Origin of the sequence: Pseudoalteromonas sp. SM9913 (assembly GCF_000184065.1) — a bacterium.
Taxonomy (GTDB): domain Bacteria; phylum Pseudomonadota; class Gammaproteobacteria; order Enterobacterales; family Alteromonadaceae; genus Pseudoalteromonas; species Pseudoalteromonas tetraodonis.
The window spans coordinates 2943614-2964085 of record NC_014803.1; the positions used below are offsets into that span (position 1 = coordinate 2943614).

The 20472-nt window shown below is 39.8% G+C and carries 17 protein-coding genes and 1 tRNA gene; 6 read left to right on the plus strand and 12 right to left on the minus strand.

The features are described 5' to 3' along the window. Positions 1 to 159: 159 nt before the first annotated feature. Together PSM_RS13490 and PSM_RS13495 are read left to right on the plus strand one after the other, a co-directional pair. Positions 160 to 2280, plus strand: a complete 2121-nt coding sequence (locus tag PSM_RS13490; protein ID WP_020476954.1) for a winged helix-turn-helix domain-containing protein — start codon at positions 160 to 162, stop codon at positions 2278 to 2280. Between the two features lie 162 nt (positions 2281 to 2442). Then, a complete protein-coding gene (locus PSM_RS13495) occupies positions 2443 to 2772 on the plus strand; it encodes a 5-carboxymethyl-2-hydroxymuconate Delta-isomerase (protein ID WP_013465979.1) in 330 nt (109 codons plus the stop codon). An 86-nt stretch (positions 2773 to 2858) separates the two neighbouring features. Here PSM_RS13495 and PSM_RS13500 read toward each other — a convergent pair whose 3' ends face one another. The 4 genes from PSM_RS13500 to PSM_RS13515 all read right to left on the minus strand — a co-directional run bounded on the left by PSM_RS13500 (position 2859) and on the right by PSM_RS13515 (position 6143). Further along, positions 2859 to 4736 (minus strand): methyl-accepting chemotaxis protein, encoded by a 1878-nt coding sequence (locus PSM_RS13500; protein ID WP_013465980.1) that lies wholly within the window; start codon positions 4734 to 4736, stop codon positions 2859 to 2861. A gap of 260 nt (positions 4737 to 4996) precedes the next feature. After that, positions 4997 to 5073 (minus strand) — tRNA-Ile (locus PSM_RS13505). Between the two features lie 277 nt (positions 5074 to 5350). After that, on the minus strand, positions 5351 to 5509 hold the full coding sequence (locus PSM_RS18480; RefSeq protein ID WP_008466367.1) for a YqaE/Pmp3 family membrane protein: 159 nt from the start codon (positions 5507 to 5509) through the stop codon (positions 5351 to 5353). A gap of 64 nt (positions 5510 to 5573) precedes the next feature. Beyond that, complete coding sequence (locus PSM_RS13515; protein WP_013465983.1) at positions 5574 to 6143, minus strand: BON domain-containing protein; 570 nt, start codon at positions 6141 to 6143, stop codon at positions 5574 to 5576. Between the two features lie 313 nt (positions 6144 to 6456). On the opposite strand from PSM_RS13515, the gene PSM_RS13520 reads away from it, so the two are divergent. Further along, entirely contained in the window at positions 6457 to 7122 is a 666-nt protein-coding gene (locus PSM_RS13520) for a LiaF domain-containing protein (RefSeq protein ID WP_013465984.1), read from the plus strand. 46 nt (positions 7123 to 7168) lie between these two features. Here the strand turns inward: PSM_RS13520 and PSM_RS13525 are convergent, their stop codons facing one another. Beyond that, positions 7169 to 7585: a VOC family protein gene (locus PSM_RS13525; RefSeq protein WP_013465985.1), complete on the minus strand. Its 417-nt coding sequence runs from the start codon at positions 7583 to 7585 to the stop codon at positions 7169 to 7171. A gap of 236 nt (positions 7586 to 7821) precedes the next feature. Here PSM_RS13525 and suhB point away from each other — a divergent pair, with 236 nt between their 5' ends. Then, positions 7822 to 8625 carry an inositol-1-monophosphatase gene (gene suhB / locus PSM_RS13530; protein ID WP_010391751.1) on the plus strand — a complete coding sequence of 268 codons (804 nt, stop codon included), beginning with the start codon at positions 7822 to 7824 and terminating at the stop codon, positions 8623 to 8625. 50 nt (positions 8626 to 8675) lie between these two features. Here suhB and PSM_RS13535 read toward each other — a convergent pair whose 3' ends face one another. The 6 genes from PSM_RS13535 to queA all read right to left on the minus strand — a co-directional run bounded on the left by PSM_RS13535 (position 8676) and on the right by queA (position 16091). Further along, positions 8676 to 10463, minus strand: coding sequence for a GGDEF domain-containing protein (locus tag PSM_RS13535; protein WP_013465986.1), 1788 nt, complete (start codon positions 10461 to 10463; stop codon positions 8676 to 8678). Between the two features lie 132 nt (positions 10464 to 10595). Beyond that, positions 10596 to 11543, minus strand: a complete 948-nt coding sequence (gene secF, locus PSM_RS13540; protein ID WP_013465987.1) for a protein translocase subunit SecF — start codon at positions 11541 to 11543, stop codon at positions 10596 to 10598. Between the two features lie 9 nt (positions 11544 to 11552). Then, the gene (gene secD, locus PSM_RS13545; protein ID WP_013465988.1) at positions 11553 to 13412 is read right to left on the minus strand and encodes a protein translocase subunit SecD; all 1860 of its coding nucleotides are present in this window, start codon (positions 13410 to 13412) and stop codon (positions 11553 to 11555) included. Positions 13413 to 13431: 19 nt separating this feature from the next. After that, on the minus strand, positions 13432 to 13767 hold the full coding sequence (gene yajC / locus PSM_RS13550) for a preprotein translocase subunit YajC (protein ID WP_010391747.1): 336 nt from the start codon (positions 13765 to 13767) through the stop codon (positions 13432 to 13434). A 26-nt stretch (positions 13768 to 13793) separates the two neighbouring features. Further along, a complete protein-coding gene (gene tgt, locus PSM_RS13555) occupies positions 13794 to 14921 on the minus strand; it encodes a tRNA guanosine(34) transglycosylase Tgt (protein ID WP_013465989.1) in 1128 nt (375 codons plus the stop codon). Positions 14922 to 15059: 138 nt separating this feature from the next. Then, complete coding sequence (queA, locus tag PSM_RS13560) at positions 15060 to 16091, minus strand: tRNA preQ1(34) S-adenosylmethionine ribosyltransferase-isomerase QueA (protein WP_013465990.1); 1032 nt, start codon at positions 16089 to 16091, stop codon at positions 15060 to 15062. 458 nt (positions 16092 to 16549) lie between these two features. Between queA and PSM_RS13570 the strand changes: the two genes are divergently transcribed. Both PSM_RS13570 and PSM_RS13575 read left to right on the plus strand, forming a co-directional pair. After that, on the plus strand, positions 16550 to 19081 hold the full coding sequence (locus PSM_RS13570) for an EAL domain-containing protein (protein WP_013465991.1): 2532 nt from the start codon (positions 16550 to 16552) through the stop codon (positions 19079 to 19081). Positions 19082 to 19268: 187 nt separating this feature from the next. Continuing rightward, positions 19269 to 19472 (plus strand): hypothetical protein, encoded by a 204-nt coding sequence (locus tag PSM_RS13575; RefSeq protein ID WP_008114823.1) that lies wholly within the window; start codon positions 19269 to 19271, stop codon positions 19470 to 19472. Between the two features lie 47 nt (positions 19473 to 19519). Here the strand turns inward: PSM_RS13575 and PSM_RS13580 are convergent, their stop codons facing one another. Next, positions 19520 to 20437 carry a hydrogen peroxide-inducible genes activator gene (locus PSM_RS13580; RefSeq protein WP_013465992.1) on the minus strand — a complete coding sequence of 306 codons (918 nt, stop codon included), beginning with the start codon at positions 20435 to 20437 and terminating at the stop codon, positions 19520 to 19522. Positions 20438 to 20472: the final 35 nt, after the last annotated feature.

Genomic DNA, 20472 nt, shown 5'->3' on the forward strand with positions numbered 1-20472 from the left:
CCTATTTTATATCTATTTAATATCTATTTATTTATAATCATACACTTAAGGTTTTCGTGTTAGAATGATGTAAAATCGAATGTTAACCAACTATCGTTTTATTTTGCATTAAACACTGCCTAGTAACGTACTTAATCAAGAGGTTTAAATACACAAACTATGAATACTCAACAGACATTTTCAATTGGAAAATGCCAAATATCGGTGTTTGAAAATAAGCTGTTTTGTGCCGATAAAACCTGTGTATTACAACCTAAATTTATAGAACTACTTGTTTACTTGGTAGAGTGTTATCCAAACGCAGTAACGCGTGAGCAACTAATAGAGAATGTGTGGGGTGGTAATCAATATGTGGGCGAAAAAGCACTGACTAATGCCATATGGCATCTTCGTAAAAGCTTTAAAGAACTCGACCCCGACAATACCTATATAGAAACACTGCGTAAAACGGGTTATCGCTTAGTACAAAAACCAACAACGCCAGAGCCTGTTAATAGCATTAACAATACGCCGCTTCGCTCTGGGTATATTTACGCTGCCGTACTTGCTATTGTTATATTATTAGGTAGCTACTGGGGTTATAGCGCCCTTTTTGAAAACGCAAAGCAGCCACTTGCTCAATCGCAACAAGCAGCGCGTTTGGACGATTACATTGAAACAATTACCACCAGCCCAGGAAGAGAGTTGTTTCCGGCTATTTCTAATGACAGTCATTTTTTAGCGTATTCGTGGCGCCGCCCTGGTCATAAAGCTAATTTATACTTACGTGATCTTCATTTACCAGAGCAAGCTGCAATAGCACTTACCGACACCCCATTCATTGAGGGCAGAGCGGTATTTAGTCCTGATTTAACGTTTATTTATTATTACCGCCGTATAGCAGCTCAAGGTTGTGAAGTAATTCAGCAAAATATCGCCTCGGGCAATACTACTGTTATAGGGCTGTGCGGTAGTAAAACAAGCACAGATATAGACATTAATGCCACAGGCACTAAGCTGGTTTATATTAGTGAAGATGAAAAAAATAATAATCTTACCCAGCTTAACATTGTCGATTTAACCTCATCGCCATACACAGTTACTCAAGTCCCTTGTACGTCAGCATGCCAATATACCGATGAGTCGGTTGTGTTTTCACCAGATGCGACACAGCTGGTGGTATCGCGTAATTTACCAACGGGTTTTGAAGAATTATTTTTAATCGACATAAAAACAGCTCATGCTAAGCAATTAACTTCAGGTTTTGTTGATATGAGAGGCGTTGATTGGCATCCCAATAAGCCACAACTCGTCTTTTCGGGTGTTAAAAAAGGCAAGCGCCAAGGTTATTTTTATAACCTCAAAACACAACAAATGATCAATGCGCACATCGATGGCTTAAGTTACCCAGAATATGCACATGATGGCAGTTTGTATTTTCATCAATGGAATATCGACTCTACATTAATGCGTGTAGAAACCAGTAATGCGGTTGCAAGTTCGCCTTTTCCGGTATTATCAAGCGACTTTAATACGCGCTTTCCTGATTACAGTAAAGCCAGAAAAAAATTAGTTTTTGTATCTAACGAATCGGGCTCAATGGAATTATGGACTGCAAATCAAGACGGTACCTCACGAAAACAGCTTACTAATCTCAGTGCAAATATTTACAATCCAGTGTGGTCACCTGATGGTAATTACATTGCCTTTGTCGCTTCTCATCTTGGTGAGCATGCGCTATACCTTTATGACTTTAACACCCAATCAAGTCAGTCATTACCCACAGGCTTTAGTTACCATGGAAAACCGAGTTGGGCTGCAGATAGTAAAAGCCTATTGGTAGCGAATGATCAATATGTTTATCGCTTCGATTTAAATGGCAATAAACTCGCACAGGCCATAGATTCACCAACACTATACGCTTATGAAAACAAACAAGGCGCTTTAATTTTTGCCAACCAAGCAACTAATCAACTATGGATAAAAGACCCAAATAGCCAAACTGAGCAACCACTGGTTAGCGAAATTAATTTATCGAATCATAATTCGTGGTATTTTTTTGAAGGCGACACCTTAGCGCAATCGCGTATTTACTATTTTAATGTAAAACAAGGTGATTACCGTTTGAGTTATTATGACTTATCAACCAATAGCCATCATGACGTAATACGCCTTCCCGAACGCGCATTTAGTCGCACCTCTGGCTTAACCTATATTACAAATACCAACTGGCTTGTGTACTCTTCGTATAAGTCACCACAAATTGACATAAAACGTATCAACCAAAACTATTTGCCATAATAAATCTAAAATTAAACTCGCTACAGGTCTTGTAATTGCTTAAATGAGTTTATTGCTAAAAATATGTTCAAGCCTCATTTTTAAAAATTAAGCGTTATGGGGTTAGCGTGTACAAACCCGTTTGGTATAATTAAATAAACCAATCTAAAGAGGATACGTTAAATGCCACACATTATTATTGAACACTCAGAAGATCTGCCTTTACTACCTCAAGTTCTTGTGGAAAAAATCCATACAACAACGTTTGAAAGTGGCTTATTTGATTTAGAAACAATAAAGACTCGCGCTATTGCTTATCAGCATTATCAGTTAGGTGTGGGTAAAGAAGGGTTTATTCATATTGCGGTGCATATTATGGCTGGGCGTTCCATTGAGCAAAAGCAACTACTAAGTGAGCAATTACTAGCCTGCTTGCAAACGTATTGCAGAGCCTCTGACAGTTTAAGCGTAAATATTTACGAAATGGATCACGAGATTTACCGTAAAAACTAACCGCCATTACAACATCATAGTTATAGGCGAGAACTCTATAACTATGATGGTTTCCTCGCTCAACTGATTTTTTAATTAAATCGTGTTTAAAGCGTAAACTTACCCAGTAAATCCCTTAAAATATTCGATTCTTTATTTAAACCGTTACAAAGCTGCTCTGACTTTTTCATATTTTCTTTGGTTTGCTCTGCCGAGTCGGAGATCATTACAATATTTTGGCTAATTTCTGAGGTTGCTAACGTTTGCTCTCGCGTTGCGGTAGCCACTGAGTTATTTAACTCGCTTAACAGTACAATTTCCTGTGAAATACCATTTAATGTATGGCCGGTTTCTTTTAAGCGCTCGGCATTTTCTAGGGTGTTTTTGCTGCCCAATTCAATCGCTGTTACCGTGCTTGACGCTTTAGCATTTAACGAATCAATCATCTCATTAATTTGCTCCGTAGACTCCGCGGTACGTTGCGCAAGCGTTCTTACTTCGTCAGCAACTACCGCAAAGCCACGGCCCTGCTCACCCGCTCTAGCAGCCTCAATAGCCGCATTTAACGCCAATAAGTTAGTTTGCTCAGAAATCCCTTTAATTACATCCAATACATGAGAAATTGATTTAATCTCTGTCGAAAGCTCTAACACCGAGGCCACAGAATTGGCCATTGACGCTTCTAGTTGTTCCATTTGTTTAATCGTGCTTTGCACAAACTCAACCCCTTTGTGCGTCGTTTCTTCGGTTTTAGTAGCAATATCTGCCGCATTACTGGCACTACCAGAAATATCCTGAACCGTAACCTCCATCTCATTAACGGCTGCCGCCACCGTTTGCGTACTCGATGATTGCACTTCAGCTAAATTTGCCGCACCTTGCACTTGCTCAAGCACATCTTGGGAAATACCTTTAACATGAATTGCCGACTCAGAAACCTGTTTGAACATATAATGTAACTGCTCTAAAAACAGATTAAACTTAACCGCTAAGTCTGAAATTTCATTATTATCATCAGTAGGGAGTCGTGCCGTTAAATCACCATCTTTTTCCGTTAATGCATTCACCGCTGCAGTAATGTTTTCGATTGGCCTAAATATTTGCCCTACTAACACGCGTGCTAACGCTAAACCAACAAGCGCAATAATTACACCAAAAATGATATTAGTATTAATAGCACTATTAATTGCGCCATATAATTGCTCTTGGGGAATTTCAGCAACTAGATGCCAACCTAATGAGTTTACAGGCGTACTTGATACAACATAGTCATCACCATCAATTACTTTACTTTGAATTGCCCCATTTTTAATCGGCGCCAAGTCAACAGATTGCCCTATTTTAGTTTTATTACCATGCAGCATAATCTCGCCACTACCAGAGACCAAATAAACAATGCCGCCCTCACCTATCCTATATTCACTTATGAGATCCACCATAGAATCGAGCGAACGGCCTATTCCGGCAATTCCTTGTCTTTGCCCATCAAGCTCAATGGCATAATTAATAAATACCATCACCTCAGAGCTACCTTTATCTATGTCGAGCGCTACTTCAAATGGTCTATCCGATGCTAAAAAAGCATCAAACCAAGTATCACTACTGTCTATTTGCCTAGAAATACCTTCATCGGTGTAATAATTGCGGGAGTTTTTAGAAATAATGTATGCGTTACTGGCTTGGTTTTTATTTTTTATATGTTTGAGGTAATCAATGAATTTACCTCGGCTTTGCGCATCTTCATTATTATTCATCCATTGTTGCACAAATAAGTTTTGCGCTATTTCTTTGCCAACAATAATAGGAGTCGATAACTCTAATTCGATTTGGCTTTTCACTTCACTAAGCGCTGTTGGTAAATCTACTTTGGCTAGTTTTTCTTCTGTATTTGAGCGAATACTATTTGAAAATATTAGAGTAGATATTGCTAAAGGAGCAACAACAGCCAAAATAAGGCTAAGGTATACTTTTCGTTTTAATAACATAGAGCACCTAAGGGGTAACAAAGCGGTATTTTATATACTGCACACAATTAACAGTAGCGACATTAAAGGTCATAAAATAAAGATTTTTATAATAAAATCCCATAACACTTTAATAGTAGATTCAACTGTGTTTATTGCAATGTATTCAATAAAATTAATAAAAAAATCAGTGCGCTGATAAAAATACAATAGAAGTAATAGAAATGAAGTTTTATAAACTAGGAAGGTGAGTTTCTATTTACTTGGAAAGCTTTGAAAAGTGGTGGCCCCTCCCAGACTCGAACTGGGGACCTAACGATTATGAGTCGTGTGCTCTAACCAACTGAGCTAAGGGGCCATCTTTGTATAACTGTAAGCAGTTAATTTTTGAAGCGTTTAGCCACAGAGCGACTAAAGCGGGTTGCAGTATAAAAAGTTTTTAGGGGCTTGTCACTAGCAAAAAGCTTTATTTTAACAATCAAGGGGCTAACTGCTCAAATAGTAGGCTTTGAGGTTTTGTTAGTGATGAGTTTTGTAAAACAAATCCATTTATTAATAGCAGCCTGAGTAACTAATACACATACCGTTGGGAGCACTTAGCAACTCAGTATTAAATGTCCTGCTATGCTGCTACATTATTTTTTGGCAATAATGTAAATCGCATGAATTAATCCAGGGAAATAGCCGAGCAAAGTTAGCAAAATATTTAACCAAAAATGCATCCCTAGTCCTACCTGTAAAAACACACCCAGTGGTGGTAATAAAATAGAAAAAATAATTCTAATGATATCCATAATTTAATCCTTATAATGTTAGCAAAGCAAAAAGCCCAGCAGGGCTGGGCTTTAGTATAGTGTATTATTCTGCAATAACAGTTAATTCATCAACTACCTTGCGAACATCTTCAGCGTTTTTAGCAATTTCCATCGCTAATTGCTTTTCAGCATCAGACTCAACTGTACCTTTAAGAGTTACCACACCATTATCGGTATCAACATCAATGTCTGTACCACCTACTTCAGAATCAAATAAGTAACGTGTTGTGATCACTGTAGTGATTTTAGCATCTGTTAAATCACTTTCAGTGTCGTTACCCATCATTTCAGAATCATGCTTCTTCATGTCGGTGTTTTTTACCACAGTTAGACTGTTTTCAACGTCAGTTACACCATCTAGGCTTAGCACAAGTTCTTCAGCAAGCTCTTTATCTACTTCGCTGTTTACTTTACCTGTTAGCATTACCTTGCCGTTTTTTACGTCCGTGTTGATATCAAAGTTATTTAGATTGGTGTTCATAAGCAATACTGTTTCTGCTTTCCCATCAATCCAAGCATCTTTACTTTCGTTTTCCCAACTGCTTGCCTGAGCGCCCATTGCGGTTGTTCCTAATACTAGGGCTGCAATCATAGACTTATTAAATGTTTTCATAATCGTTCTCCTTTTGATTAAAGACACTTAAGCTAATGCGAGCATCGGGCCAACATTTTTTAACCTTTAAATTCAATAGGTTAATTTAAAATAGTGGATATTGGCTTAAACCTACTAAGTAAACATTTACAGACTATTGCGTAAAAGTTTCTCGAATAGCGAAACTTACTAAATAATTGTATATTTGGTTAATCTGTCGTTAATATAATAAAGAATCAAAAACCCAAAATTCTAAACCACTGAATTTAAACAATTTAATATTTGGTATAAGGCTTGCTTTGAAATAACCAGCAACCATAAAAGGATAATTTAAATGTCTGTTAAAATTGAAGACCGCCCTATTGAGCAAGTTCGTGAGCAAGTGATTGATCAGCTCATTTATAATTACAGCCATGGTGTTATTTCTGTTGAAGCATTTGAAAGGCGCTTAGACGACGCCATGGCAGCGAGTGACAATAAAGCACTTATGGATCTCGTTGAAGATTTAACCTTAAATACTGACCAGCAATATAAGGCGCAAAAGCACTCTCAGTTTGCACCTAATTATAGCGCGCAGCATGAGACTGATGAAGAGCCACTTACATTAAGAAGCATTCTTGGTTCGAGTGAACGAAGCGGCCAATGGGTAGTTCCTCAAAACATTTACATAGAAAACTACATGGGGTCAATCAATCTTGATTTTACAGATGCGATTTTTACCCACCAACATGTCACTATTCACGTTAATTGTTATTTTGGCAGCGAAGAAATATATGTGCCAGAGCACGTTAATGTAGTTTCTAAAATGTTTTGTATTTTAGGCAGTTTTGAAAATAAAACAGTGTCACTTAATAAACGCCAAGGGCCAACGATTCACATTGAAGGAAAAACTGTTTTAGGCTCTGTGGAAGTTAAAGTTAAACGCACTATTAAAGAAAAATTTATTAGCTTTGCAAATGATCTAAAAACTCAACTTGGCATGAATGGTAAACATTATTAAATATGCTAAACATTGAATGAAGCCAAAACAGTTGGCTTCATTCATATTATAAGTCGTTATTTCGCTCACTAGGTACATCACTCATGTACTCTACAAACTCAACTTCAAACCCTGCGGGATCAATATAATAAATGTTTTTTCTAAATGGATTTACAGCACCTTCTTTACTTATTGCAAAGCCCGCATGTTTTAGGCGCGCTATTACTGCATTTAAGTTATTGGTTACATAGGCAAAGTGTGCCAAACCAATTTGATGTCCTGATAGGTCGCGGTTTTCCCCTTCCCCATGATCGCTTATAGCAATATATTGCTCGTTATCACCAAAATGTACCCAGCGCCTTGCTTTACCATACCAGGTTCCTTCTCCCTCACTTCTAATTGACCAATAGGGAAACGCTGCTTGGTAAAACTTAAGCATGGCGTTTATGTCACTAACAACTAAATTTACGTGTTCTAATTTCATAACTTTCTTCCTGTTAATTGAATATAGAACATCATAAAACCTCAAGTTAACTTTAGGTAAAGCGCTAATTTACAAATTTATTGTCTGTTTTTATTCCGATAAATATATTGAAAGATCATGCCTGTACAAAAAACACTCACAAGTATTTAGGCTTTATGGTTTACTTTATGGCAAAAACCGCTAAAATACGCCGGCTTAAATATATAAACGTTCTTTTACAACCCAAAGGTAATACCATGCATCCAATGTTAAACATTGCGGTTCGCGCTGCGCGTAACGCAGGCAAGCTTATTCTTCGTGCAAGTGAAGACTTATCAAAAGTTGAAGTGCAACAAAAAGGCACTAATGATTTAGTTACGAACATTGATAAAGAAGCCGAAGCCGTAATTCGTGACACTATTTTACGTTCTTACCCTGATCACTGCATCGTTGGTGAAGAGTTAGGTGAACACAAAGGTAAGGATGCTGATTACCAATGGATTGTTGACCCACTTGATGGCACAACTAACTTCATCAAGGGTATCCCTCATTTCGCAGTATCAATTGCACTTAAAGTTAAAGGTCGTTTAGACCAAGCCGTAATTTACGATCCAATTCGAGGCGAACTTTTCACCGCTTCTCGTGGTCAAGGCGCACAGTTAAACAGCAAACGTTTACGTGTATCTAAAACGGTTGAACTTGCCGGTTCTGTTCTTGCAACAGGTTTCCCTTTCAAACAAAAACACCACTTAGATGCCTATTCTGAAGCGTTTAAAGCATTATTCGTACATACCGCTGATATTCGTCGTGCAGGTTCTGCAGCACTTGATATGGCATATGTTGCAGCGGGTCGTGTTGATGGTTTCTTTGAAATTGGTTTAAAACCGTGGGATACAGCAGCAGGCGAGCTATTAGTTAAAGAAGCTGGCGGCATGGTTGTTGATTTTGCTGGCGGTAATAACTACAACGTGAGCGGTAACGTTATTTGTGGTGCACCTAAGCTAACACAAGCGATTGTTCGTGAAATGCGCCCAGTATTATCTGAGTCGTTATTACGTTAATCGTAATACCGCACTAAAAAAAGGAGCCGAGGCTCCTTTTTTGCTTTTTGTTAGCCACTTTTTTTACTATTGGATAAACGCACAACAGCGGGTGCAGGCCTTCTTCGATTACAAATAAATAAGTAGCTGTGACGATAACGTTTTGCTTCTTTTTTAGCATCTGTGGCTAATGCCGCTACTTGATGGCTATTTTTACACTGCTGCAGATCCGGCTCAACTAAACCTATCGATAATGTAAGTAAAGGTACAAACTGCTTTTCGCCCTCTCGATTAGTTGCCCAATACCCTTTTCCAGCAATATGCTCTGGCGTAAAAAATACGCGTGACTGCAATTCAAATTGCGTGATAATGGTATTACAAACCTCCACCGCATCTTTTTTTTCAAACACCACCATAAAGTCATCGCCACCAATATGCCCGACAAAGTTAGCGCTGTGCGCACACGCTTTTACAGTCACATCGGCCAGAAGTTTTATCACGCTGTCCCCACTGGCATAACCATACAGATCGTTAAATTGTTTAAAATGATTTAAATCGATATAGGCTAGTGAAAATGGCTGTTTATGTCGCAGACGCTGCTCTATTACCTCACTAATTGCCACATTACCCGGTAACATGGTTAGAGGGTTAGCATGTTGGGCGTGGCGGATTTTTTCAGCGGTAATGTGCTTTAATATGTCCCTGAGCGGTGCCAAACCTAAATATTTATTATTACTTGTGATAACAATATGGCGACGAATATCAAAGTCTTGCTCTGTTATTTGCTGAGAGACAATATCAAGCATTTGATTTTCATCAACCACCAAAGGCTGTTTATCCATTAACTCAGTGACTTCACATTTATCATAAAGTGCGTGCCCGTATGGCGCGGCAAACACTTCTGTTAGCTGATCTTTATGTAACAGCCCTATTGGCTGCTGATTGCTATTTAAAACGGGTAAGCTAATTATGCGCTTGTCTTGCTCAAAAAGCGCATGAGCTTCTTTACAACGCGTGTGACTGCTAATGGCAGGCTGAGCAACAGCAAGTACCCCGATAGCCATTGATTGTTCAAACTTTGACCCTGCTTGAGTCGATGTAAATGCTTGTAACTGCTTACAGTTATAGTCATAGCTTGGTTGTTGGCTGGGTCTTTCTAACAAAAATCCCTGAACATGACTTATGCCTATACTTTTAACTAAATCGAGTTCTTCAGTACGCTCAATTCCCTCAGCAATCACCGCTGTATTTGTTGCCCGCGCTAACACCACAATTGATTTTAGAAATTCTTTTTTAACTTCGCTTTGATCGCAATGATCAATAAAGTAACGATCAATTTTTACAATATCTGGGCATAACTGCGACCATTGCTTTAGACCGGAATAACCTGCACCAAGATCGTCAATAGCAATAGTGAAGCCTAGCTCTCGATAATGAGCAATGGTTTTTAACAGTAAAAAGCCATCATCTACTTTTTCTTGTTCGGTAACTTCAATCACCACACGATTAGCCGCAAGACCAAACTGTTCAATTAAATGTAAGGTTTCGCCTTTAGGGTGGCTCGGATCGAGTAGAATTTTTGGGCTGACATTTAAAAATAACTTCCCTTGTAGATTTAGTTTTACAAAGTTTTCTATGGCGCGAGAACGGCATAAAAGCTCAAGCTCTGAAATTAATTGATATTTATGAGCCGTTTCGAATAGCTTATTTGGCATCGCTAATGGGCTATTTTTAGGGCCTCGACTCAGCGCTTCATACCCAATAATAGATTGCTTAGTTATATCAAAAATAGGTTGGAACAAGGTTGTTATTGCCCCTTGTTGTAAAATTGATTCTAAGGCTTTACGTTGCTCAGTCACTACTAGCTCTGATCAAAATTAAATAAGAGTAATAAAATATCAAGCTCGTATGACAATTATATGTCTTACACGCTAAGCAATAAAAAACCGCTCACAAGGAGCGGTTTTTTAAAAAGGATAATTTAATCTCAATTAAGGCATTGAGTCTAAATCGGCACCTTCTTTTTCAATCACCTCTGGTATTAAATCTTCTTTACTTACGCCCATGGCAATAGCCACCGAGCTGGCAACGTAAACTGAAGAATAAGTACCAATAAATACACCAAATAATAGTGCGGTAGCAAAGCCATGAATAGTTTGGCCGCCCCATACAAAGAGTGCAATCAATACTAAAATAGTGGTAATTGATGTAACTAAAGTACGATTAAGTGTTTGCGTAAGTGACAGGTCAATAATTTCAATGGTGTCGTCAATACGTACTTTACGGAAGTTTTCACGGATACGGTCTGATACAACAATGGTATCGTTTAGTGAGTAACCTATCACAGCGAGTATTGCAGCCAAAATAGTTAGGTCAAACTCTAAACCAAGCACCGAGAATAAACCAATCGTAATGATTACATCGTGTAATAGTGCACCCACCGCACCTACAGCAAAGCGCCATTCAAAGCGAAATGCCACGTAAATTAAGATACATATAAGCGCAGTTAACATGGCAAGGCCACCCTGCTCTTTTAAGTCTTCACCTACGCTTGGGCCTACAAACTCAATACGGCGCATTACTACGCTATCATCAGCTTGTTTAAGGGCAGCAATTACTTGGTTACCAATCACTTCTGCTTTTACATCATCACCACGAGGGGCTAAACGGACCAGTATTTCTTGGCTTGAGCCAAAAAGCTGTACCGATGCATCAGCAAAGTCGTTTTCAGCCAGTACATTACGTACTTTTTTCAGATCGGCAGGTTGTGAAAAACCTACCTCAACTGCTGTACCGCCGGTAAAATCTAAACCGAAATTTAAGCCTTTAACAAAAAGTGACGCCAGCGACGCTATGATTAATAACGTAGAAAAGCCCATTGCCACTTTTCGAAGAGACATGAAACGAAGGGTTTTTCCGCCCAATCTTAAAATTTGCATGTCTGCTCCTTAAATTGAAAGTTTATCAACACGTTTACCACCAATAAATAGGTTGATCACCGCACGGGTACCTACAATTGCTGTAAACATTGAGGTTAAAATACCAATTGCTAGGGTTACCGCAAAGCCTGCAACAGGACCGGTACCAACAGCAAACAAGATAATCGCCGCAATTAATGTGGTGATATTGGCATCAAAAATAGTACTAAAGGCGCTATCGTAACCAAAATGAACCGCTTGTTGAGGGCTGCGGCCATCAGCGAGCTCTTCACGAATACGCTCAAATATAAGTACGTTCGCATCAACAGCCATACCAACGGTTAGTACAATACCTGCGATACCCGGCAGGGTAAGCGTTGCACCTGGAATTAACGACATTACACCAATAATAAGTACTAAGTTGGCAGCCAGTGCGATATTCGCAACAAGACCAAAACCTTTGTAGTAAATAAGCATAAAGGCCAGTACAAACGCAAAACCTAAGGCTACAGCGGTCATACCTGCTTCAATGTTTTCTTGACCTAGGCTTGGCCCAACCGTACGTTCTTCTACTATTTGAATAGGCGCAACCAGTGCACCCGCGCGAAGTAGTAAACTTAAGTTATGTGCTTCAGCGGGGTTATCAATACCAGTAATACGGAATGAACGGTCAAGACGCGCTTGAATGGTTGCTACGTTAATCACTTCTTCCACTTTAATCGGTGGAAGTGCTTTACCTTCGCTATCTTTTTTACCAGATGGCTTGTACTCAATAAATACGGTAGCCATACGTTTACCAATAGCACGTTTGGTGAAGGCATTCATTTTTGCCCCACCTTTACTATCGAGTTTAATGCTTACTTGTGGACGCTGGTACTCATCTGCACCTGACTGCGCGCCAGTAATATGGCTACCTTCAAGAATAATGCGCTTTTTTAGTACCACAGGATAACCATCACGGCTCATGATCATTTCAGTACCCGGTGGGATACGACCTTGAGCAGCGGCGCTTATGTCAGCATTTTCGTCAACTTCACGAAACTCAAGCGTGGCCGTAGCACCTAAAATCTCTTTAGCGCGAGCGGTATCTTGAATCCCTGGTAATTGCACAATAATACGTTCAGCACCTTGGCGCTGTACGTTTGGCTCTGCAACCCCAATTTGGTTGATACGGTTACGAATAATCGTTTCGTTTTGCTTGATGGCATAGTCACGAATTTCTTTTAGCTTTAGCTCACTCATAGTGGCAAAGAATGCGTTATCGTTACTGCTATCATCAATGTAAACGTTTAATGGGTAACGGCTTTCTAAAAAGCGCTCTGCGGCTTCTTTGTCTTCTTCGTTACGCATTTCTACACGCATACGCTCTGAGCCTGCTACACGGCGCACACTACGATAACGTAGTTTTTCTTCGCGCAGGTCGCTACGAAAATCTTGCTCCATTTGCTCAAGCTGATTATCAACCGCAGTGACCATATCGATTTCCATGGTGAAATGTACACCACCACTTAAATCTAGGCCTAACTTCATTGGGTTACCGCCAAGCGACTTTAACCAAGCCGGTTGTGCCGGTGCCATATTGATAGCTGAGATATAATCGTCACTAAGCGAGTTACGCAATAAGTCTTGCGCTTTTAGTTGGTCTTCAACGTTTTTAAAACGAACAAGAATTTGCCCGTCTTCGAGTTTCGTCGATTTAGCGCTGACGTTATCTTTTTTGAGGATTGCGTTTACTTTGTCTACAACACTGAGGTCGACATCGGTGCCTTTAGCGCCAGAAACTTGTATGGCCGGATCGCGGCCATACAAGTTTGGTGAAGCATATAAAAGGCCAATGGCTAACACAGCTAAAACAAGTAAATACTTCCAAATTGGAAACTTGTTTAACACGGGGCCGTCCTTATTATTTTTATAGCGACTTCATTGTGCCTTTAGGCAGTACAGCAGATACTGCTGATTTTTGTACAGTTACTTCTGCTTGCTCATTTAATGAGATCACGATGAAGTCTTTATCTTCAGCAATTTTTACGATTTTACCCACTAAACCACCTTGGGTTAGCACTTCATCGCCTTTTGCCATCGCGCTCATTAAGCTTTTATGCTCTTTTACGCGCTTTGCTTGCGGGCGGTAAATTAAAAAGTAAAAAACCAAACCAAAAATCGCTAACATAATTAGCATTTCCATACCGCCGCCTGCTGCAGGTGCACCAGCGCTTGCATGTGCGTTTGAAATAAATAAACTCATAATACTTCCTCTTTAATTTTTAAATTTTAATTTGTTGTATCAGCTAGCTCTGGCACTTCTTGGCCTCGGCGAGCGTAAAAATCGTGTACAAATGTCTCTAGTTGACCTTCGCTAATAGCATTACGCAAACCTTCCATAACACGTTGATAGTATCGTAAGTTATGGATAGTGTTTAGTCGTGCGCCAAGAATTTCGTTACATTTGTCTAAATGATGCAAATAAGCACGCGAATAATTGTTACAGGTATGGCAATCACACTCTGGATCAAGTGGGCCAGTATCTGTTTTATGCACTGCGTTACGGATTTTTATGATGCCAGTAGTAATAAATAAGTGACCGTTACGTGCATTGCGCGTTGGCATTACACAGTCAAACATATCTATACCACGGCGAACCGATTCAACTAGGTCTTCTGGCTTGCCAACACCCATTAGGTAACGCGGTTTGTTTTCTGGCATTTTATAAGCACAATGATCAAGAATATTAATCATTTCATGTTTAGGCTCACCCACCGATAAACCACCGAGTGCATAACCATCAAAACCAATCTCTTCAAGGCCTGCTTGTGATTGTGCACGAAGCTCAGGATACATACCGCCTTGAATAATACCAAACAATGCTGATGGGTTGTCGCCATGCCCTTCTTTTGAACGCTTAGCCCAACGAAGAGAAAGCTCCATAGAGTCTTTGGCTTCTTTTTCTGTGGCAGGGTACGGCGTACATTCGTCAAATATCATCACGATATCTGAGCCAAGATCACGCTGCACTTCCATTGACTTTTCTGGCGACATCATAATTTGGTCACCATTTACAGGCGATTGGAACATCACGCCTTCTTCAGTGATTTTACGCATTGCACCAAGGCTAAATACTTGGAAACCGCCTGAGTCAGTTAAAATTGGGAAGTCCCAATTCATAAAGTCGTGTAAATCACCATGCTGTTTAATGATTTCAGTACCAGGGCGCAACATTAAGTGAAATGTATTGCCCAAACAAATTTGTGCACCCGTTGCTTTTACTTCATCAGGTGTCATACCCTTAACCGTGCCGTAAGTACCTACAGGCATAAACGCCGGTGTTTCTATTACACCTCGGTCAAAAATCAAGCGGCCGCGGCGCGCTTTACCATCAGTGCAGTCTAATTCAAATTTCATAATATCCTCTGTGTCGGAAAAACAGTCCAACAAGCTATAATTTAACCGCTCGATTCTACCCTTTTTACCACCCTATTACTATTAGCAGTGAGAAATTCACTGTGCTTAGGAGTAAATAAAAACCGATGACGCTGTAAATTATTTCCGGGTCAAAAACATCGCATCGCCATAGCTAAAAAAGCGATACTGTTGTTCAATCGCCGTATTGTAAGCGCCCATAATGTTGTCTTGCCCTGCAAAGGCACTAACTAACATGATCAGAGTTGATTCGGGTAAATGGAAGTTAGTTACCATGGCATCAACAACGTTAAATTGATAACCCGGAAAAATAAAGATATCGGTATCGCCAAAGTAAGTATCTAGCTTGCCACCATGTATTTTTGCTGCAGACTCAAGTGAGCGTACTGAAGTTGTACCTATAGCAATCACTCGCCCGCCTTTGGCTTTGGTGCTTGCAACCGCATCAACCACATCTTGTGGCACTTCAATATATTCAGAGTGCATGATGTGCTCATCAACACTCTCAACTCTTACAGGCTGAAAGGTGCCAGCACCAACGTGCAAGGTTACAAACGCCATTTGCACGCCTTTATCTTTGAGCGCAGCCATGAGTTTATCGTCAAAATGAAGACCTGCCGTAGGTGCAGCAACAGCGCCTGGCTTTTCGCCATATACCGTTTGGTAACGCTCACGGTCGGCTTCGTTATCTGGGCGGTCAATATAAGGAGGAAGCGGCATGTGGCCCACATCATTTAAAATATCGAGCACATTTTCACTGCGGTCAAACTCAAGCTCAAATAAGGTATCATGGCGTGCCACCATAATAGCTTTTGCTTTGCCCTCTAAAATGAGTACATTACCTGGCTTTGGGGATTTACTCGCACGAATATGCGCAAGTACGCGGTGTTCGTCTAATACGCGTTCAACGAGTACCTCAACTTTACCACCAGACTCTTTTTGACCAAACATACGCGCAGGTATAACCTTGGTATTATTAAAAACCAGTAAATCGTTTTCGTTTACAAGCTCAAGTATGTCACTAAATATTTTATGCTCAATCTCACCAGTTGGCCCGTTTAGGCTCAATAAACGGCTACTCGTTCTATCTGCTTTAGGAAAACGAGCAATTAATTCATCAGGTAAGTCAAAGCTAAAATCAGCTACGCGCATTGTTAGAATTCCACATCATTTAAAATCGCGCCAAGTGTATACCCAAACCACCTCAAAATGCGAGTTTCAGTTGGAATTAAAAGCGATTTAGGCAAGGCATTGATTGCAAATAATAGTGGTTCTATTATTAATATCAATAACGCAGTATAAATCGCTTTTAAACCAACCCGTGGGCGTTTCACAGGGGCATACTCTCATCGTTGCTACTTCTTGAAAGGGATTACCATTACTGCAAAGTATCGCCTTGATATTAAGCCCCTGTGAAGCGCTGAATTCTGCATTTTGAGGTGGTTTGGGTATTTAACTATTACTAATGAAGCTCAAGATAACTCCTATATTCTCCCTAATTAGCCACCAATGAACTACATTTAAAATAGCGGTTAAATACGCTTGTTCTTATCGCTAAATATCATTACTCTTACTGTTTTATGATCTGCATCTCTCGGAGTGGTACCTACGTGGCAAAACAGCTTAAATTGCTAATATTGAATGCAAGTAATGATGAGCGCCAGACTATTCGTGCCACGTTAGAGAGGCTTAATGTGTTTGAGTTCATTGAAGCATCAGACAGCCAAGACGCCCTAAAAATATTAAAAAATCAAAGCGTAAATATAATCATAACCGGCTTAGATGTAGGTAAAATTGATGGTTGGCGGTTTTCCCGTATGATCCGCTCTGGATTACTAAACACGCCTAAAAACACGCCTATTTTGCTAATTCCGCCCATTTATTGTGAGCGAATCGCCGAGACTACTGCACGAAGTTATGGCATAGATGCGGTACTGCCTTTTGAGCGCCAAGATATTCTGCCGCAAATACTCGCAAATGTGTTGTCGAGCCATTTAGAAAAAAGTAGTCGCTTAAACCTGTTGTTATTAGAACCCTTTGCCAGCAGGGCAAATGATATGAGTGAGCAATTAAAACTTAACTTTGCTATCACCCATGTCACAACTGAAAAAGCGGCGCTAAGTGCTTATAATCAGCAGCCTTTTGCTATCGTGCTACTGGATGCCACAGCGGCACAAGCAGAAAGCTCAAATCAATTAGTCGAAAAAATTCTGCAGCATAACCCTCAGCAAGCCATTGTTACTATTATTGATAAAAACGATGCCGATTACGCAGAGCAGTTATTACTTTCAGGCGTTACCGACTTTATTCGCGCCCCTTACGACCCCTCATTTTTAAATAAAGTCTGTGACCACGCAGCTCGTCGTGAAGACTTTATGGTCAGCTATGCTGAATTTGCCAATAAAGTGCAGCAATTAAGTATTAGTGAAGTAAAGTATCGCGACCTGTTTTCAGCACATCAACGTATTTTATTGCACCTAAATACCGTGGTGCTTGAGCTAGACCAGCAAGGCAATATTCGCTTTATAAACCCTGCATGGGAGTCTTTGAGTGGTTTTGGGGTTAAATCGACCTTGAAACAGCCATTAACTGCATTTTGTACCAAAGAGTATAAACAGTCATTACAATCCACTATTGATGACATTTTACAAGGTGGCGCAAATAAACAAAAAATAGAAGTTAAACTGCAACAAAAAAATGGCAATTCGGTGTGGGTTGAATGCCGCCTCCAGCTAATAAAAAATAGCAGTAATAACGCGACCATTACCGCCACACTCGATAATATTCATGAGCGTAAGCAAGCTGAGCTTCAATTACGCCATTTAGCATTGCATGACACGTTAACCGGCCTACATAATCGTTATTACTTCGACCAACAACTTAACTATATTTGTCAAAGCGAAAATACCTATGCAAATATTGAGCATGCGCTTATTTATATCGATCTTGATCACTTTAAAATAATCAACGACAGTAAAGGCCACCAACAAGGCGATATTGTTTTAAAAGAAGTGGCACAACTGTTTATTGCCAATATTAGTAATGAGCACCTGATCTGCCGTGTGGGTGGCGATGAGTTTGCGGTGATCCTTAAAAACACCAATTTATTAGACGCACATTTAATTGCAGAGGGGATTTGTAGTGCCATTGAAGGCAACCAATTTAAGTCAGAAGATCAAGTGTATTCAATTAGCTGCTCTATTGGCTTAACACAAATTACCGCTGATAACTGCGACCCAAATGAATGTTTAAAGCAATCAGATATTGCGTTATATATTGCTAAAAATTTAGGCCGTAACTTAGTACATTGTTATTCAAAACAAGATGGTGAAAACAATGCGCTGCAAACGGGCTTAGAATGGGGCCATGGCGTACGCCAAGCTCTACAACAAGACAGTATAGAACTTCATTATCAACCCATTTGGGATTTTAAAACTAATCAGGTTGCTTACTTTGAAGTACTACTGAGATTAAAGCTCGACGACGAACTTATTTACCCAAATCAGTTTATTCCCTCATTGGAAATGCTTAACGACACCTTTTTAATGGATCAATGTGTTATTCGTAACAGTATTGCGAGTGTTGCTGCGCACCCAGAGCTTCTTCAGGTTGCAATAAATTTATCGGCACAGTCATTTTTAGATGAGCGTTTACTGCCGTTAATAGAGTCGAGCCTCGAAAAATACCAAGTGTCTCCGTCAAAAATTATTTTTGAAATAACCGAATCGGCTAGCATTAATAATTTGGCTGCCACTCGTAAAATGATTGAACGGTTAAATAATTTAGGCTGCCACTTTTCGATTGATGACTTTGGTACCGGATTTAGTACCTTTAATTATCTTAAACAATTACCAGCCCAACATGTGAAAATTGACGGCTCATTTGTCCGCGATATGCTTAACGACTCCATTGATTTAGCGCTAGTAAAAGCTATAAACGACATCAGTCGGTCACTAGATAAGCGCTCTGTGGCTGAATATGTGGAAACCGCTGAAGTATTTTTTGCACTCAAAGAAATAGGCGTAGACTACGGGCAAGGCTATTTTATTGCTCGCCCTGTCCCTATCGACAAGGTACTGATTGAATTAGAAAAAATAAAGAACAACCCTATTTTTTATCAAGATACCCTCACATCACTATAAACATTAATAAACAAATTTAAGCAATTTATTACTACCAAAATTGCCCATCTAACCTATACTTTGCTTATCGGCAGCACAATGTCATGAAAATTAAGTGATTACCTTGATTTTACATGACATCTTTATTTCTTATCGTCTAGATGTCTATACTCTTAAAGATGGACATTTGGTCATAAGGAGGATGTTTATGACGCAACTAATCACGTTATTATTGTTTATACACTTTGCTATTGCGCTTCAATGTTACAAGTATGCCCAGATTAAAGGCTACCCTGTAAAAACCTTTACAGTGCTTGGACTGGTGCCTTACTTCAATGTTGTTGTGTGGGTTTACTTATTGTTTTTACCGCCTCTAGAGAGCTACCATGGCCAGCACAAGCAGCCACTTTAATTCCCTGTGTTATTGAGCGTATTATCTCTAATACGCTTTTTTTTACGTTACTTAAAATCAACACTGCACTGCTTTTTCAAAAAGACCTCTAACTGTTGGCTAAACAATTTAAAGTCACGAATCCGCCCCGTTGTTTTGCGCCACAGTACACCAATATCACGATAGGCATCACCTTGTGATGGCGTAGCAAGCATGTTTTTGTTTTCTAAAATACCCGCGTTAATCGCCATTTGCGGTAAAAAAGTCACGCCAAGTTTGTACTCAACCATACTCAATAAAGTATGTAAGCTAGCTGCCTCAAAGGGATTTATACAGCTAGAGCGGTTTAAATGGCACGCACTGAGCGCATGCCCAGTCATACAGTGCTCTCGCTCAAGTAAAAATACACTCGCTTCTGGTAGTAAATTAAAGTCTTCAATGCCTTTAGCTGGTGTGTAGTCTTTATGGTGCACTAAGCTAAAATGATCTTGTGCAAGTACTTGTGTATGAAATTTATCGGTTTCGTAGGGCAGCGCTAATAGTGCCAAGTCAATTTGCCCATGCTCTAACTTATCAAGTAGCTTGTCGCTGGTATCCTCCACTAAAACTAACTCTAAGTCAGCAAACGTTTGCTGACAAAAGTGATAAAGAGGCGCTGCAATAAAGCTCGCAATCGTGGGAATAACACCTACCGTTAATGTGCCGCTAAGCGGCGTTAAAAAGCTTTTGGTAAGCTCTTTTAAGCTAATAGTGTCGTTAATGATTTTTCTTGAACGCTCAACAACCTCTTCACCAATGGTGGTAAACATAAGGCTGCGATTTTCTCGTTCTATAAGCTGACACCCTAAGGTCTCTTCTAAGTTTTGAATTGCGGTGCTCAGCGTTGACTGGCCAATAAAGCAGGCACTTGCTGCGCGGCCAAAATGTTGATGCTGATGCACAGCTAATAAATACTGTAGCTGCTTTATACTAGGGAGATTGGTCATTTTTCTTTCCACAAATAAAAAGACCCCAACACCAA

Excerpts from the sequence above, each read along its gene's own strand:
- PSM_RS13490 (WP_020476954.1), top strand. The coding sequence starts at position 160 with ATGAATACTCAACAGACATTTTCAATTGGAAAATGCCAAATATCGGTG.
- PSM_RS13495 (WP_013465979.1), top strand. The coding sequence starts at position 2,443 with ATGCCACACATTATTATTGAACACTCAGAAGATCTGCCTTTACTACCT.
- PSM_RS13500 (WP_013465980.1), bottom strand. The coding sequence starts at position 4,736 with ATGTTATTAAAACGAAAAGTATACCTTAGCCTTATTTTGGCTGTTGTT.
- PSM_RS18480 (WP_008466367.1), bottom strand. The coding sequence starts at position 5,509 with ATGGATATCATTAGAATTATTTTTTCTATTTTATTACCACCACTGGGT.
- PSM_RS13515 (WP_013465983.1), bottom strand. The coding sequence starts at position 6,143 with ATGAAAACATTTAATAAGTCTATGATTGCAGCCCTAGTATTAGGAACA.
- PSM_RS13520 (WP_013465984.1), top strand. The coding sequence starts at position 6,457 with ATGTCTGTTAAAATTGAAGACCGCCCTATTGAGCAAGTTCGTGAGCAA.
- PSM_RS13525 (WP_013465985.1), bottom strand. The coding sequence starts at position 7,585 with ATGAAATTAGAACACGTAAATTTAGTTGTTAGTGACATAAACGCCATG.
- suhB (WP_010391751.1), top strand. The coding sequence starts at position 7,822 with ATGCATCCAATGTTAAACATTGCGGTTCGCGCTGCGCGTAACGCAGGC.
- secF (WP_013465987.1), bottom strand. The coding sequence starts at position 11,543 with ATGCAAATTTTAAGATTGGGCGGAAAAACCCTTCGTTTCATGTCTCTT.
- yajC (WP_010391747.1), bottom strand. The coding sequence starts at position 13,767 with ATGAGTTTATTTATTTCAAACGCACATGCAAGCGCTGGTGCACCTGCA.
- tgt (WP_013465989.1), bottom strand. The coding sequence starts at position 14,921 with ATGAAATTTGAATTAGACTGCACTGATGGTAAAGCGCGCCGCGGCCGC.
- queA (WP_013465990.1), bottom strand. The coding sequence starts at position 16,091 with ATGCGCGTAGCTGATTTTAGCTTTGACTTACCTGATGAATTAATTGCT.
- PSM_RS13575 (WP_008114823.1), top strand. The coding sequence starts at position 19,269 with ATGACGCAACTAATCACGTTATTATTGTTTATACACTTTGCTATTGCG.
- PSM_RS13580 (WP_013465992.1), bottom strand. The coding sequence starts at position 20,437 with ATGACCAATCTCCCTAGTATAAAGCAGCTACAGTATTTATTAGCTGTG.